12 protein-coding genes and 1 pseudogene are annotated in these 15351 nt (G+C 67.2%); 10 read left to right on the forward strand and 3 right to left on the reverse strand.

From position 1 onward, the window contains the following. Positions 1-132: 132 nt before the first annotated feature. The 4 genes from waaF (at position 133) to WS46_RS11625 (ending at position 3401) form a co-directional block, all read left to right on the forward strand. Positions 133-1170, forward strand: coding sequence for a lipopolysaccharide heptosyltransferase II (gene waaF / locus WS46_RS11610; RefSeq protein WP_059527997.1), 1038 nt, complete (start codon positions 133-135; stop codon positions 1168-1170). Between the two features lie 115 nt (positions 1171-1285). Then, positions 1286-1732, forward strand: coding sequence for a nuclear transport factor 2 family protein (locus tag WS46_RS11615; RefSeq protein ID WP_006749968.1), 447 nt, complete (start codon positions 1286-1288; stop codon positions 1730-1732). Between the two features lie 33 nt (positions 1733-1765). Next, the gene (locus tag WS46_RS11620) at positions 1766-2803 is read left to right on the forward strand and encodes a hydrolase (protein WP_059528000.1); all 1038 of its coding nucleotides are present in this window, start codon (positions 1766-1768) and stop codon (positions 2801-2803) included. After that, positions 2796-3401, forward strand: a complete 606-nt coding sequence (locus tag WS46_RS11625) for a DUF2946 family protein (protein WP_059528003.1) — start codon at positions 2796-2798, stop codon at positions 3399-3401. Before WS46_RS11620 ends, WS46_RS11625 begins: the two co-directional genes overlap by 8 nt. Positions 3402-3432: 31 nt before the next feature. Here WS46_RS11625 and WS46_RS11630 read toward each other — a convergent pair whose 3' ends face one another. Next, positions 3433-5127, reverse strand: a complete 1695-nt coding sequence (locus tag WS46_RS11630; RefSeq protein WP_059690616.1) for a M48 family metalloprotease — start codon at positions 5125-5127, stop codon at positions 3433-3435. A 275-nt stretch (positions 5128-5402) separates the two neighbouring features. On the opposite strand from WS46_RS11630, the gene moaC reads away from it, so the two are divergent. The 6 genes and pseudogenes from moaC to WS46_RS11660 form a co-directional block, all read left to right on the forward strand. Then, a complete protein-coding gene (gene moaC / locus WS46_RS11635; protein ID WP_059690617.1) occupies positions 5403-5891 on the forward strand; it encodes a cyclic pyranopterin monophosphate synthase MoaC in 489 nt (162 codons plus the stop codon). Positions 5892-6107: 216 nt separating this feature from the next. Beyond that, entirely contained in the window at positions 6108-8795 is a 2688-nt protein-coding gene (locus WS46_RS11640) for a type VI secretion system Vgr family protein (RefSeq protein ID WP_059690618.1), read from the forward strand. After that, complete coding sequence (locus tag WS46_RS11645) at positions 8788-9657, forward strand: hypothetical protein (protein WP_059690619.1); 870 nt, start codon at positions 8788-8790, stop codon at positions 9655-9657. The genes WS46_RS11640 and WS46_RS11645 overlap by 8 nt, the downstream gene beginning before the upstream one ends. Positions 9658-9736: 79 nt before the next feature. Next, positions 9737-10888, forward strand: a complete 1152-nt coding sequence (locus tag WS46_RS11650) for a hypothetical protein (protein ID WP_059690620.1) — start codon at positions 9737-9739, stop codon at positions 10886-10888. Between the two features lie 100 nt (positions 10889-10988). After that, positions 10989-12266: a YCF48-related protein gene (locus WS46_RS11655; RefSeq protein ID WP_082725313.1), complete on the forward strand. Its 1278-nt coding sequence runs from the start codon at positions 10989-10991 to the stop codon at positions 12264-12266. 168 nt (positions 12267-12434) lie between these two features. Next, a pseudogene (locus WS46_RS11660) lies at positions 12435-12710 on the forward strand (hypothetical protein); the annotation flags it as partial. Positions 12711-12793: 83 nt separating this feature from the next. Here WS46_RS11660 and WS46_RS11665 read toward each other — a convergent pair. Beyond that, positions 12794-13144, reverse strand: a complete 351-nt coding sequence (locus tag WS46_RS11665; RefSeq protein WP_059528021.1) for a TonB family protein — start codon at positions 13142-13144, stop codon at positions 12794-12796. Between the two features lie 410 nt (positions 13145-13554). Then, positions 13555-15333, reverse strand: coding sequence for a Wzy polymerase domain-containing protein (locus WS46_RS11670; protein ID WP_059690623.1), 1779 nt, complete (start codon positions 15331-15333; stop codon positions 13555-13557). Positions 15334-15351: the final 18 nt, after the last annotated feature.

Below are 15351 nucleotides of genomic sequence, written 5' to 3' on the forward strand. Positions count from 1 at the left end.
GGCCGGGCCCGCGGGCCCGCCGCACGCGAGGCGGCGCAGCCGGAACCCCGGCGCGCCGCCCTTTTCCTGTTCTGACAACCCGAACGCGGTGCATGCGCGCCGTGCTTCATTACGACATCGGAAGTCGACCTGATGCGTCGAGCGCTGGTTATCGCACCGAACTGGATCGGTGACGCATTGATGGCGCAGCCGCTTTTTGCGCTGCTGAAAAAGCTCCATCCCCGCATCGCGATCGATGCCGTCGCGCCCACCTGGGTCGCGCCCGTGCTCGAGCGGATGCCCGAGATCCACGATGTCTACGCGACCGACCTCGCGCACGGCAAGCTGCAGCTGCTGCGCCGCTGGCAGCTCGCGACCGACCTGCGTGACGTCGGCTACGACGCGGCGTACGTGCTGCCGAATTCGCTGAAGTCCGCGGTGATCCCGTGGCTCGCGAACATCCCGCTGCGGATCGGTTACACGGGCGAGCACCGCTACGGCCTGCTGAACGTGCGGCACGCGAACCCGGACAAGTCGGCCGAGCGTCCGCCGATGACGACCCACTACGCGGCGCTCGCGTATGCGCCGGGCGCGAAGCTGCCCGAGTCGATGAAGACGCTGCCCGCGCCGCGCCTCGACGCCGACCTGAACGAGACGGCGCGCGTGTCCGCACGTTTCAATCTCGATACGCGCAAGCCGCTCGTCGTGTTCTGCCCCGGCGCGGAATACGGCCCGGCCAAGCGCTGGCCGCCCGAGCACTTCGCGACGCTCGCGACCATCGTCCACCAGTCGTTCCCGTACACGCAGATCGTCGCGCTCGGCTCGCAGAAGGACGCCGCCGCCGCGCAGGCGATCGCCGACCACGCGCCGAACGTGCGCAACCTGTGCGGGCAGACGTCGCTGTCCGAGGCGTGCGCGCTGATCGCGCGCGCGAACGCGGTCGTGACCAACGATTCGGGGCTGATGCACGTCGCGGCCGCCTTGCGCCGGCCGCTCGTCGCGCTGTACGGCTCGACGGATCCGCGCCACACCCCTCCGCTGTCGGAGCTGGCGAAGGTACAATGGCTGCATCTCGAATGCAGTCCCTGCTTCGAACGCGAGTGTCCGCTCGGCCATCTGAACTGCCTGCGCCAACTCGGTCCCGAGCAGGTATTCGGCGATTTGCGCGGCATGCTCGTCGGGCAGCGCTGACCCTGGCCGGCAGCGTCGCACGACGCGCCGGGCAATCCGATTCACCGGTGTACGGCGGCTCCATCCGGGCCGCCGTGCTGAATACGGCGCGCGACGCGCGCGAGAGATAACCCCGATGCCACGTTTTGCCCGCCTTTTCGAAGCCGCTGCCGATACGCTGAACGCTTACTACCAGGCCGTCGCCGATGCCAATCTCGACGCGCTGCTGGGGTTGTGGATCGACGAGGACTTCGCCAGCTGCGTCTGGGCCGACGGCGAGCATCTGCACGGCCTCGACCAGATCCGCAGCGGGCTGGCGAACCGCCTCGCGACGCGTCCCGTGACGATCGAGCCGCTCGACATCCGCGTATACGATAGTCTCGGCACCGTCGTCTACACGATCGCCGAGGCGCATCAGCAGGCCGACCTGACGGCCGAACCGGACATGGTTTTCGCCACGTACGTGATGATTCACGAACGGGGCGAGTGGCGCATCGCGCATATTCACGCGAGCCCGATTCCCGAACAAGCGGCCGGACAATTCGCCGCGAAGATCCGTCACGGGCAGGGTCCGCTGCACTGACGAAGAACGAAGCAACGCATTAGCGGGGCGATCATGAGTACGGCTTCTCCGCCCACCTCGCCGCTGACCGGGGCCCCGGCCCCCGACGACGATTCATTGCGCTATCGCGCACCGCGCTGGCTGCCGAACAGCCATGCCCAAACCATCGTGCCCGCGCTGTTCGCACGGCGTCCGGCGGTCGCGTACCGACGAGAGCGATGGGAAACCCCCGACCACGACTTCATCGATCTCGACTGGGTCGCGCATCTCGACAGTGCCGCCCCGGCGCCCGACGCACCGCTGTTCGTGCTGTTCCACGGCCTCGAAGGCAGTTCCGGCTCGCATTACGCGCTGGCGATGATGGCCGCCGCGCGCGCGAAGGGCTGGCACGCCGTCGTCCCGCACTTTCGCAGCTGCAGCGGCGAGCTCAACCGGCAGCCGCGCTTCTACCATCTCGCCGACAGCGCCGAGGTCGACTGGATCCTGCGCCGGCTCGCCGCGCAGCATCGCGGGCCGGTCGTCGCGGCCGGCGTGTCGCTCGGCGGCAACGTGCTGCTGCGCTGGCTCGGCGAGCACCGCAGCGACACGTCGATCGTGCACGCGGCCGCCGCGATCTCGACGCCGATCGACGTGCACGCGGGCGGCCTCGCGCTGTCGCAGGGCTTCGCGATGGTCTATACGCGCAGCTTCCTCAAGACGTTGAAGCGCAAGGCGCTCGCGAAGCTCGACCAGTATCCGGGGCTGTTCGACCGCGACGCGATGCTGCGGGCCGTGACGATGCGCGACTTCGACGAAGTCGTGACCGCGCCGCTGCACGGCTTCGCGGACGCCGACGACTACTGGACCCAGGCCACGACGCGCCCGCTGCTGCCCGCGATCGACGTGCCGACGCTGATCCTCAACGCCCGCAACGATCCGTTCCTGCCCGAATCCGCGCTGCCGAGCGCCGCCGACGTGTCGCCGGCCGTCGAGCTCGACCAGCCCGCGGACGGCGGCCACGCGGGATTCATGACCGGGCCGTTCCCCGGCCGCCTCGACTGGCTGTCGGCGCGGGTGTTCGGCTATTGCTCGAAATTCGTCGACCATGGATGACATCGTCAGGCAGGCCCTCGCCAAGTGGCCGAACGTGCCGCACTGCACCGGCTGGCTGCTGCTCGACCGGCGCGGCGAATGGCGGCTGCGCGACGACGCCGCGCAGGCCGCGGGAGCGCTCGGCTCGCCGGTCCGGCATGCGGCGCTGAACGCGTTCATCGGGCGCAACTACGACTGCGACGCGCACGGCCAGTGGTTCTTCCAGAACGGGCCGCAGCGCGTGTACGTCGAGCTCGCCTATACGCCGTGGGTCGTGCGCCTGGCCGAACGCGACGGGCAACTCGCGCTGGCCGACCAGACCGGCGCGCCGTTCGAACCGGACGCCGCGTGGCTCGACGACGCGGGCGGCGTGCTGTTTCGCGCGGCCGGCTCGCCGCCGCGCGTCGCGGCGCTGCACGACCATGACCTCGGCCTGTTCGCCGATCACGCGGACTTCGACGCGACGCCGCCCGTGCTGCGCTGGCGCGACGGGCGCACGCTGTCGCTCGGCAATCTCGCCTGCGCCGACGTGCCCGCGACGTTCGGCTTCGTCGCGAGTCCCGCACAGCGGGCGCGCCGCAGCTCGCCAGATGGCCGCGACGGCAGCGTCGAAAGCTGACGCGCAACCCACCCTGCCCGCCTGACGGCCGTCATCCGCGGCCGTTCTTCTCGTCCTCGCGCTCTTCCTTGTAGCGCGCCTCGAATTCCAGCAGCCGCGCGCCGATGATCGACTGATCGTAGAACGATACGTCCTTCGCGTCGCGCGCCTCCTTCAGTTGGCGTATCGCCGACGGCCACGCGCCGTCGAGCGCCAGCTTCTCCGCGAGCGCGCGGCGCCGCGCGAGCACGTCGCCCCGGCCGTCGCTCGCCTTCGCGAGATAGTCCCACCAGTCCGGCTGCTCGGGATCCGCCTGCGCCTCCGTGCGGGCGAGCGTCTGTGCTTCGGCGAAGCGGCGCGCGGCGATCAGCGCCTGCAGGTGCGCGACGATCGCCGCGTGCGACGCCGGCCAGCGCCGCTGCGCGAGCGCCGCGAGCCGCACCGCGTCGTCGGTCCGGCCCGCGCGGCGCGCGATGTCGGCGGCGAGCACGTCGAGGCTCGGCGAACTCGTCTCGGGATCGTCCGCGCGCCGCTCGCGCGCGTCGAACGCGGCACGGGCCGACACGAGCGCCTTGTCGGCCGCGTCGTACTGGCCGAGCAGCATGTTCGCGAGCGCGATTCCGTATTCGTTCGCCGCGACGTTCGGCGCCGTGCGATCGTCGAGCTCGAGCTGCATCCGGCGCGCCTCGGCCGCGATGTCGTTCGGCGCGCGATTCTGCAGGATGCGCAGCCGTGCGCGCACGAAGCCGTATTCGGCCGACTGGCGCGGCTGCCGATATGGCGCGCGGCGTGCGCGATCTTCCATGTCGGCGATCCGTTCGCCCGTCAGCGGGTGCGTACGCGCATAGGCCGGCACGCCCGCGTCGCCCATCGACGCGCGCTCGAGCCGTTCGAAGAAGCCCGGCATCCCGTACGGATCGTAGCCGGCGCCGGCGAGCAGCTGGAACCCGACGCGATCGGCCTCGCGCTCCGCCGACCGCGAGAAGCGCAACTGGTTGTCGACCGCGTACGCCTGCCCGCCCATCGCGATCGCGCTGCCGAGATCGCCGCTGCGCGCGAGCACGCCCGCCAGCACGCCGAGCAGCATCGTCGCGAGCGCCGTGTAGCCGGTCTTCTCGTTCGCGCCGATCATCCGCGCGATGTGCCGCTGCAGCACGTGGCCCATCTCGTGGCCGACCACCGATGCGAGTTCCGATTCCGTCTGCGTCGTGACGACCAGCCCGCTGTTGATGCCGATGAAGCCGCCCGGCATCGAGAACGCGTTGATCTGCGGATCGCGCACCGGGAACAGTTCGAAATCCGGCATGTAGCCGCCGATGTAGCGCGCGGCCGCCGCGGCCGCGAGCCGCTTCGCGATCGCGTTCAGGTAGTCGCGGGCGAGCCAGTCGTCGAGATAGTCGGGATCGCGCCGCACCTCGCGCATCACGCGCTCGCCGAGACGCCGTTCGGCCCGCGGCGTGAGCGAACCGCCGGAGCCGTCGCCGAGGTCGGGCAGCTCCAGCGCGCGCAGCGGTGCGCGCAGGCTCGCGACGGGCGCGGACGCGCCGTCGGCGCCGGAAAACCGGCTCTCCGCGCCGCCGTAGGTGCCGAATACGCCGGTCGCGATGCCGGACGGCACCGTGGAAATCGACGGCGACGCGCCTGCCGCCGGCTCGAGCGGCAGCGCGGACGTGCGCTGTGCATGGCCGCTCGGCGGCAGCACGAGCGCCGCCGACAGCAACACGGCAAGCAACTGTTTGACACGCATGGCAGGATGAAAGCGACGCCGTCCCGCGCGCCGGGCGCGCATCGCGGCGTTTGGTCTGAATATTCGGGTCATTGTACCGGCGACATCGCGACTGTCCCGCGCGGCAAATGCGCCATCTGCGCGCTCGGCGCCGCGAAGGCCACTGCTATGATAGGCGCCCGTTGAAACGTTGGATCGGATCGGGGTGCGGATACGGGATTCGGCGCCCCCGGCCGATCGCGAAGCCGGATCGAGGGACGTGCTCGCGCGCGCACTCCGTTCCACTGGAGCAAGACATGTCAGGACTCACCCATTTCGACGCCGCGGGCCACGCACACATGGTCGACGTCGGCGGCAAAGAGGAAACGCAACGCATCGCGATCGCGCGCGGCACGATCCGGATGCTGCCGGCGACGTTCGCGCTGATCCGCGACGGCAAGGCGAAGAAAGGCGACGTGCTCGGCGTCGCGCGCATCGCCGCGATCCAGGGCGCGAAGCGCACCGCCGACCTCATTCCGCTGTGTCATCCGCTCGCGCTGACGCGCGTGGCCGTCGACTTCGAACTCGACGAGGCACTGCCGGGCGTGCACTGCGTCGCGCAGGTCGAGACGTTCGGGCGCACCGGCGTCGAGATGGAAGCGCTGACTGCCGTGCAGGTCGGGCTGTTGACCGTGTACGACATGTGCAAGGCCGTGGATCGCGGGATGGTGATCACCGACGTGAGCGTCAGGGAGAAACGCGGCGGGAAGTCGGGGGACTGGAAGGCGGAGGACGCGGCGGGCTGAGCGGCCCAGGGGCGGTCGGTCGGGCCCGGTACGACCCACGCCCGACCGTCGTTCGACTGCATGACGTGCGCGGCCTCCCCTGTCAGGCCAACGCGCTGACCGTATTTGAAATATCGTTGAAAGGCAAATTCGAGATAACTGCCGTTTATCTCATACAATTACCGGATTCCGCACGGGAGAGCGTGCGACCCAGCACAAAAAAAGCGAGCACGGGTGATGAATTCGCAAGCATTGAGAAACGCGCTGCAGGCCGGGCCGATCCAGGACGAACGACTCGTCAAGCTGGAGACGCCGCTCGGCCCTGACGTCCTGCTGCCCCATCGCGTCAAGGGACGATCGCGGCTCGGGCGTCATTTCGAGTTCACCGTCGACGCCGTGTCGGTGTCCGACGGTATCGAGCTCAAGAAGCTGATCGCGCAGCCCGTCACGCTGCGGATCCAGCAGGCCGACAAGTCGTACGCGCCGCACCACGGGTATGTGCACGCGGCCCGCCGGCTCGGGTCGGACAGCGGCCTCACGCACTATCAGATCGTCTTCGCGTCGTTCCTGCACTTCCTGAAGTTCCGCCGCGACCAGCGCATCTGGCAGGACAAACCCGCCGACGAGATCATCGCCGATGTCCTGAACCAGCACCCGCAAGCCAAGGGCTGCTTCGACTTCAGGCTCCACCGGCCGCTGCCGTCGCGCTCGTTCTGCATGCAATACGAGGACGACTGGAACTTCGTGCATCGCCTGCTGGAATCGGAAGGCCTGTACGGTTTCTGGGAGCAGGCGCAAGACGGCAAGTCGCACAAGCTCGTCGTCGTCGACACGATCGACGCGCTGCCCGCGCTGTCGCCGCAGACCCTGCGCTTTCATCACGCCGGCGCACACGACGAAGCCGACACGCTCGTCCAGTTCTCCGGCACGCGCGCGCTGCGCAGCGTCGAGCGCACGACGCGCACGTTCGACTACAAACAGCCGCCCACCGCGTCGAATCCGAAGGCAACCCACACGCCGACGATCGCGAACCAGGGCGACCTGCCGCAGCAGCTCGAAGTCTACGAATACACCGGCGCCTACACGTACCCTGAACAGTCTCGCGGCGACCATCTGTCGAAGATCTGGATGGAGGAGCAGGAGTCGCTTGCGAAGCGCTTTCACGGCATCGGTGGCGTCCGGCGCATGGACGCGGGACGCACGTTCGAGCTCGCCGATCACCCCGCACACGACAAGGACGATGCCGGCCAGCGCCGCTTCGCCGTGATCGAGACGGTCTGGCGCATCGCCAACAACCTGCCCGTCGGCGATCGGCAGGCCAGGTTCCCGCATAGCCTGCAGACCGAAATCGACGATCTCGTGCGGGCCGGCGGTGCGGACCTGCCGCACGTCCGGCATCCGGACGGCAGCGAGGGCATTTTTCAGGTCAGCATCGAAGCGCAGCGCACGACGGTGCCGTTCCGCAGCCCGTTCGAACATTCGAAGCCGCCGATGCATCTGCAATCGGCGATCGTCGTCGCGCCGCAAGGCGAGGAAGTCCATACCGACGAACTCAACCGCATCAAGGTCCGCTTCCACTGGGATCGTCTCAACGACGGCGACGAGAAGGCCTCGTGCTGGCTGCGCGCCGCCGCGTCGGATTCGGGCAATGGCTATGGCGCCGTTCATCCCCATCGCAGCGGCGAGGAAGTGCTGGTCGATTTCCTCGGCGGCGACTGCGATCGTCCGATCGTCGTCGGAAAGCTGTACAACGGTGCGACCCGTCCGCAATGGCACAGCAACGGGATCCTGTCCGGATACCGGTCCAGGGAATATTCGGGCGCCGGCTTCAACCAGCTGGTGCTCGACGACGCGACGTCGCAGAACCGTGTGCACCTGTACAGCAGCCAGGCAAACGCGCACCTGCACCTGGGCTACCTGATCGACCATACGGGCAACGACCGCGGCAGCTATCTCGGCAGCGGCTTCGACCTGCGCTCCGACGCATTCGGCGCGGTTCGCGCGAACCGCGGCCTGTACGTCACGACGCATCCGAAACAGCCGGCGAGCCAGCCGCTCGACGTGAAGGAAACGCAAGAGCAGCTCGTCAGGGCGGAAGGCCTGATGGAGGCGATGTCGGAGGTCAGCGCGCAGCATCAGGGCGAGTCGCTCGACGCCGGCCACTCGGCGCTGAAGCAGTTCAGCGACGCGACGCAGAACAGCGTGAGCGGCAGCGCGTCGGGCGGGCGAACCGGCGGCGGCGGAACCGGCAGCGCCAATGCGTTCAAGGAACCCGTGATGCTGTTCGGCAGCCCGGCCGGCATCGCGCTGTCGACGCAGCAATCCGTGCAGTTCGCCGCGGACCGGCACGTCAACCTCGTCAGCGGACAAAGCACGCACGTCGCTGCGGGGAAGTCGCTGATCGCGAGCGTCCTCGACCGGATCAGCCTGTTCGCGCAGAACGCAGGCATGAAGCTGTTCGCCGGCAAGGGCAAGGTGGAAATCCAGGCGCACGCGGACAACATCGAACTGACTGCGCAGAAGGCGCTGAAACTGGTGGCGGCCACGCAGTCGATCGAAGGCGCGGCGGCGAAGGAAATCCTGCTGACGTCCGGCGGCGCCTACATCCGCATCGCGGACGGCAACATCGAGGTGCACGCACCCGGCAAGATCGACATCAAGGGCGCGCAGCACGTGTTCGACGGCCCCACGCACCTGTCGCAAACCCTGCCGACGTTGCCGAACTCGAGCGGCAACTACGACCAGGCGTTCATCGCGCACTGGGCCGGCACCGACATTCCGGTCGCGAACACGCGATACCAGATGTTCTCGAACGGCGCGCTGATCTCGGAAGGCGTCACCAACGCGGCAGGCGAGACGGGGCTCACGCAGAGCCACGTGCCGCATGACGTCATCGTCAAGTTCTTAGGGAAATCGAATGGCTGACGTGCAACAGAAGGACAACGTGCTGGGTACCGGCGCGGGGATGCTGACGCCGACGGGGTACAAGGATCGGCCGAAGGTGGCTATCCAGATCTGCGACAAGCATGTCACGCCGGCACCGAAATGGATCGTCGGCACTTGTCCGTTCTACTATCGGCCACTTCACGGCGCCTATCTGGAGACGGTCGAAAAGGTCAGCATGTCGAGCATTTGGTCGACCATCAAGGGCTTCGCGCTATCGTGGGATCCGTGGACCGATTCCGATGTTGCGCACAAGCTCCTGCACCGGCGCGAGCGATTGATAGAGCCGGAGAGTTCGGATTCCGACTGGTCGCGGCATGGAAACTTCATGATGCGTCATGTCGGATGCGGGCATAAGCCGCCCGACTACTACATCAGCTACGGCTACTACTACTGTTCCGACTATGGAGCGAATCTGTACCCACGACTCAGCCCCCAGGGGAAGGCGTGGTTGAACAAAGCGAGGAAGCTGCTTCAGGTCAACATGGAAGACGGGCTGAATCAAAACATGATGGGCAATACGATCCAGATGGCCAGCCCAACACCGGGAAACGGTGGCGTCGATATGACGTGGCCGCAGTTCGAGCTGGAAATGAACACCGAAAAGTTCAAGGAATTCGCATTCAAGACACACCCGATGGCTTATCTGGACGGCGGGCTGGCGGACCTGCCGATCATGGATCTCGTCAGGATCGGGACACGTCCAAACATTCAGGAATGGGGCGACGGCAGAACGTGGGGACAGGCGCGCGATTCGGCCATTCCCGTTCTCAGGAACAAGGCCGAGGGGTGGGACGTCGACGATCCGGTCGGCAAGGCGCTCGGAAGGCTGCTGGTGAAGTGACATGCAAATGGGAAAACGATGGCTTTGGGTCGCGGGATGCGTTCTTGTTCTCCCGATCGCTATTTACGGATACACGGAAATGACTTCAGGGTGGGAAACGGTATCGACCGAATTCATGCGCAACGACAAGCCGTACGGTGCAGGCGCATTTCGCGTGCAACGCAACGACTTCATGTCGCTGAAGGTTGCGAGACCGGAGCTCAGGTTCAAGCCGGAGAGCGAGCAGAAGAGTCCTGACGTCGCGGAATTCGCCGAACCCTGGATGGACGATTCGAACCAGCGGCTGAACCGGTCGACCGTCAGTTTCCTGCGCGGCACGCTGGGCGGTAGCGTCGCGCGCCACTTCCAGCAACCGGGCCAGACCGCTTCATGGTGGTACACGCCTGACTGGCAGGTCCTGTACGTCAGTACCGGCTGGATGGACTACGCGGCACCGCGTCCCGGTGACGGGGCTTCGCCTCAGACAACCAGGCTCTGGAAGTCGAGCGATGGTGGCCAGCATTGGTCCCAGCTGGAATGGGCAGCGGACCGCAACATCAATCGCTTGCTGTTCATCGATGCGCAACGGGGTTATGCGATCGGCTGGGGGCCACACGTATGGCGCACGGCCGACGGCGGGCAATCGTGGCAGGAAATCAAGCCGCCGCCCGGTGCCACCATCCCAAGCAAGCCGCGCCGGACTTTCGACGGTACCAATCTCGGTCCCGACGGTGTACTACGCATTGCATGTCAGATCGAAGACGCCGAGCATCCGCAACCGATGACAGTTGTGTGGCGGCTCGCGTGGAGTCAGCAGGACTTCGTCCGGGAAGCGGTGCTTCCCGGACAGGTTATCGTCAGCCTCGAATCGCCGCCGGCACCCGCCCGGGATTACGCACTGTATGCGTTGTCGCGGACAAGCGGCGAATCCGGCAGCGGTCGTGGTACGGGCGTCGTTTCGACCTGGACCAGCGACCACCCCGACCACATCCGGGCGCTGCATGCGTTTGACAGTCCGCTGACGCTCAACGGACTGAGCGCGGGTCGCAACGGCGTCCTGTTGGTCCACGCGACCGACCCGAACACCGCGAACGGCGGTGGCGCCCCGATCGACCTGACGATCAGCAGCACCGACGGTGGACGGACGTGGCGGCAGACCACCGACAAGGCCTCACAGGGCGGCTACTTCGACCCACAAACGAACACGCTCTATTCAGTGTTCGCCTATACGCTGCGCAAACGGCAATTCTGATCGCCGCCCGACGCCTTTGCCGCGGGCCGCGTCCGCAGAATCGGACGACGTCCGCGGCACGGCCAGCCACATGATCCCTGTATCGACTTCAGCCAGTCCCATGCGCAATCGATCCCGACTGAAGCGGCTGGCCGCCGTCACGATCGGAAGCATCGTACTGATTCTGCTGTACGAAAACTCCGGCCCCCGATGGGAAACCGTTTCGTCGCAGATCACCTGGCCCGACCCGCCGACAGGTATCGGTGATTTCTACATCACCGGCAACGAAATCATGTCGCTCACGATCGCCGATCCCGTGGTAATGCTGAAGCCTGCGGACGAGTGGAAGAATCCGACGGTTGCCGAACCCACCGAACCATGGATGAACAACGCGGCGGAAACCCTCAATCGGCGGACCGCGAATTTCTTCCGCGGCACGCTCGATCGCGGACTGCAGCGCGTCTTTCAAGCGCCCGGCCAGCACATCGCGTGGTGGCATTCACGAGATGGCCATGTCCACTTGATCAGTGTCGGCCGGATGAACTATACGTCGCCGCGCCCCGCTGACGACTTCATCTGGCAGCAAACCCGTGTCTGGAAATCGCTCGACGGTGGCCGCCATTGGTCGCAACTTGAATGGCACGAGGACGAAGACATCGATCAGCTCCTCTTCATCGACGCACGGCACGGCTACGCGATCGGCCGGGGCCCGGCCGTCCGGCGAACATCCGACGGCGGCGAGTCCTGGCAGCGGATTGCACTGCCGCCGGATGCAATGGCCCCCGGTAGCCCCTGGCGCAATTTCAACGCAGTGAACCTAGGCCCCGACGGCGCCCTGCGAGTTGCTTGCCATGTCAAACGGTCGGCCACGGCCCCGGCTCGCAGCGTCGTATATCGGCTCGCGCCGGATCAGCAGACGTTCGTTCCCGATACCGTCCTGCCGAACCAGACCGTCATCCGTCTCGCGTCGACACCGGCCACGACCGGTGGTTACGCGCTTTACGCACTGTCTCTCCTCGACGACGAGAGCGGCGGCGATACCGATCCCGATCGAGCACGCCGGCCCGGCGTGCTTTCAACATGGGCAGACACGCACCCCGAGCGAGTCCGGCAAGTGACCACGTTTGACAGGAAGCTCATCCTGAGCGACCTCGACGTGGGCCGCGACGGCCTGTTGCTCGTCTATGCGACCGACCCCAGGCAGGCAATCGATGATCCCCCGGTCCCTCTGCTGGTCAGCAGCACTGACGCAGGCAGGACCTGGAAACAGAAAGTCGACGAGATCGTCGATAACAGCCGGTACTTCGATCAGGATACGAACACGCTCTATTCGCTGCTCGATGAAAGACTGGAGAAACTGTCGTTCCCTGTCCGAATGACCACTGCCTCACACGACTGAATCCCCTCGCGACGCCCGCAGACTCCATTCGATGAACAAATCGCTGCAGCGCGCCGCACTCGTGCTGTGCGTTACCGTATCGCCCACCGTCTTCGCCGCCAGCCCCTGCCCTGCCGACACCGCCGCGCGCGCCGCCGTCGACGCGCAACACCGCGTGCAACAAGTCCGCAATCCGCGGCCGCCGCGGCGGCGCTGGATGACCGAGAGGCGTTCCACGCCGCAAGCAACGCTGCCGATACCGGGTTCGCGTCCGGCCCCGTGCGCGGCTGCTGTGACAGCAAGGATCGCTTCGAGGTCGAACTGGATCTGACCGGCGAGGACGGAAACACGGTGGCGCGGCGCTATGCGCTGATGCGCCAGGAGCGCAACGGGTTCACGATGCTCGGACTGCGCAAGGCGGCCGAGCCGGCTTGTCACGGGGCAAATCTGATGCCGCAGCATTGAACCGCGGCTGCGCACAGCGGCGGAGAAGAAACGACAGCGAGCAGCTGGCGCGACGCGGCATGACCGGCAGCGCCGGCCGCCCCTCACTCACCGCGACGCGGCTCGAACACGAACGGCTGTGTCAGCAAGAACGGATTCGCGGTCGCGCCCGTCTGCGTACAGGTGGCGTGCGTCATCGCTTCGACTGCCGCGCGATCCGCGGCCGTGTTGCGACTGCTCGTCGTGATCGTGACGTTCTGCGCTTCGCCCGACGTCGTCATCAGCGCGCGCACGAGCACGGTGACGGGACGCGTGAGCGGCTTCGCGCTATCCGGATAGACGGCACGCGGAATGTGGCACGTCAGCTTGCTGTCCTGCGACGACGACATCATCGCGCAGCCGGAAAACAGCATGGCGACAGCGGGCAGGATCAGGTAGGTCGAGCGAATAGTCATGGTCGAATATCGTTCTTCAACACTGTTCTGGAGGAGCGCCGCACGCCGGCCGGTATCGTCCGCGATGCACCGCATTGCGCCGCAGCCCTCGGACCGGCGCCCCGTGACGGCCGCGCGACCGATGGCTGACCGGTCGCGATCCCGCTTGGCGGTTCCCGGAGATCCGGGCGCTTCGTTCGCGCCGGGCGGCCCACACCGGGCGACCTTGCATGCGAACGCTTTCGCGCATTGTGCACGCGCCACCTCGCGCGTGGCGGCGATTTGACAATGGTTGACGCGAATCCCGCCGGATTCGGCAGCGATCCATTCCCCGAGGGAAGCAATCGCCGCACCGTCCCGTGCCGCCATCGCTCGCCTGCCTCACCGCGATCCGACCAGCGCCGGGATTCCCCGCCCGGCGCCGCGCGGCGTCACTCGGAATCGTCGTCCGAGTCGTCGTCGTCCGCGTTGGACGGGACTTCCCCGTACTTCGCGACGACGGCCGCCTTGAACGCTTTCAGCTCCGGCTGCTGATCGCAGAGCTTGTACAGCGACGCGAGTTGCTGCGGCCAGTCCTTCAACTCCTTCGCGAACACATGCAGGCGCGCGACCGTATCGAGCGCGTCGGCTTCGCGACCGGCCAGCGCCTGCAGCACCGCATAGCGGCGCAGCACCGTCTCGCCGGGCAGCAGCGCGATCGCGCGCTCATGCGCGACGAGCTTGAGCGGCAGGTTGTCCGGCGAAATCGCCAGCAGCGTGGCCGCCCCGTAGTCGCCCCACGCGCCGAACAGCAGCGACGGCGCATCGCGGTACTGTGCGGCCGGATCGCTGCCGTAATACAGCACTTCCGCGCGCTGGTAGTCGCGCAGCACGGGCACCGCCGCCAGCACGCCGCCGAACGACAGCACCGCGAACAGCCCGAACGCCGCGCGGCCCGGCAGGATCCGCAGCGGCTTCACCTCGAGCAGGCCGATCACGAACATCGCCGGCAGCAGGAAGAACATGTACTGCTGCGGATATTCGACGAGCGCATGCATCAACAGGATGCCGATCAGCGCGAGGCCGAACACGCGCGTGCTCGACTGCGGCGCGCGCACCGCGCGCACGAACCATGTCACGAGCGCAACGACGAGCACGCCGAGACCGACGAGGCCGGACTTCGCGAGCAGGTCGATGAAGATGTCGTGCGAATTGTTCGCGATCTCGACACCGCCGAGCGTGCGCACGAGCGCGAACTGGTGCGACGGGAACTCGCCCCAGCCGACGCCGAGCACCGGATGCTCGCGGAACATCGCGAGCCCGTACTTCCACAGCGCGAGGCGCGGCGCGATCTGCCCCGCGTCGCGCATCCGGTCGGCCGCCGACTCGGCGAGCCCCAGATGGAAATGCACGTTGGCCCAGCGCACCGCGACATTCACCGCGACGAAGGCCACCGCGAGCGCGACCGGGATCACCCATGCGCGGCGGTTGCCCGGCGCGCGGCGCGACTCGAGCCACGCCATCCAGAAACCCGCGACGACCAGCACCGCGACCTGCAGCCACGGGCCGCGCGACACCGTCAACGCGAGCCCGACCGACAGCACGATCGACAGTGCGAGCCACGCCCATACCGCGAGCCGGCGCGTCTGCACCAGATACAGCGCGCCCGCGAGCGCGAACGCGATGTAGGTCGCCAGGTGGTTCGCCTGCGCCATGTTGCCGTACGGACGGCGATCGACCGCGATGTTGTACACCACCACGAACGGCGACACCGCGGATTCGAGATGGAACAACTGCACGATCTGACTCGCGACCGCGAGCATCCCGCCGAGCAGCAGCGCGCCGGACATCATGCGTGCGGCGGCTTCGGCGAGCCCCTCGCGCGCGAGCGTGTAGCCGGCCTGCATCGCGACCAGCGCGGCGGCCAGATACCCGACCGCCAGCCAGTTCATCGACGGCACCTTCAGCGGCATGAGCGCGACCTGCGCGATCAGCGCCGCCGCGAACCCGAGCGGCGCGACGAACGCGGCCGGCGCGGCGAACGGCTCCGCCGGGCGGCCCGTGCGTGCAAGCAGCACGACGGAAAGCCCCACCAGCAGATACAGCACCAGCGCGGCAAACTCGGAATAGAAGGTCGGGATCGGATACGTGTGATTCGTGATCGAGTACGGCACGATCAGGGCGACAGCCAGCGCAACGAGCGGCAACGAACGGGAAAAAGTAGAAGGCATGAGCGAACCGGATGTCAG

The sequence above is a fragment of the Burkholderia sp. RF4-BP95 genome (assembly GCF_001521985.1).
GTDB lineage: Bacteria > Pseudomonadota > Gammaproteobacteria > Burkholderiales > Burkholderiaceae > Burkholderia > Burkholderia diffusa.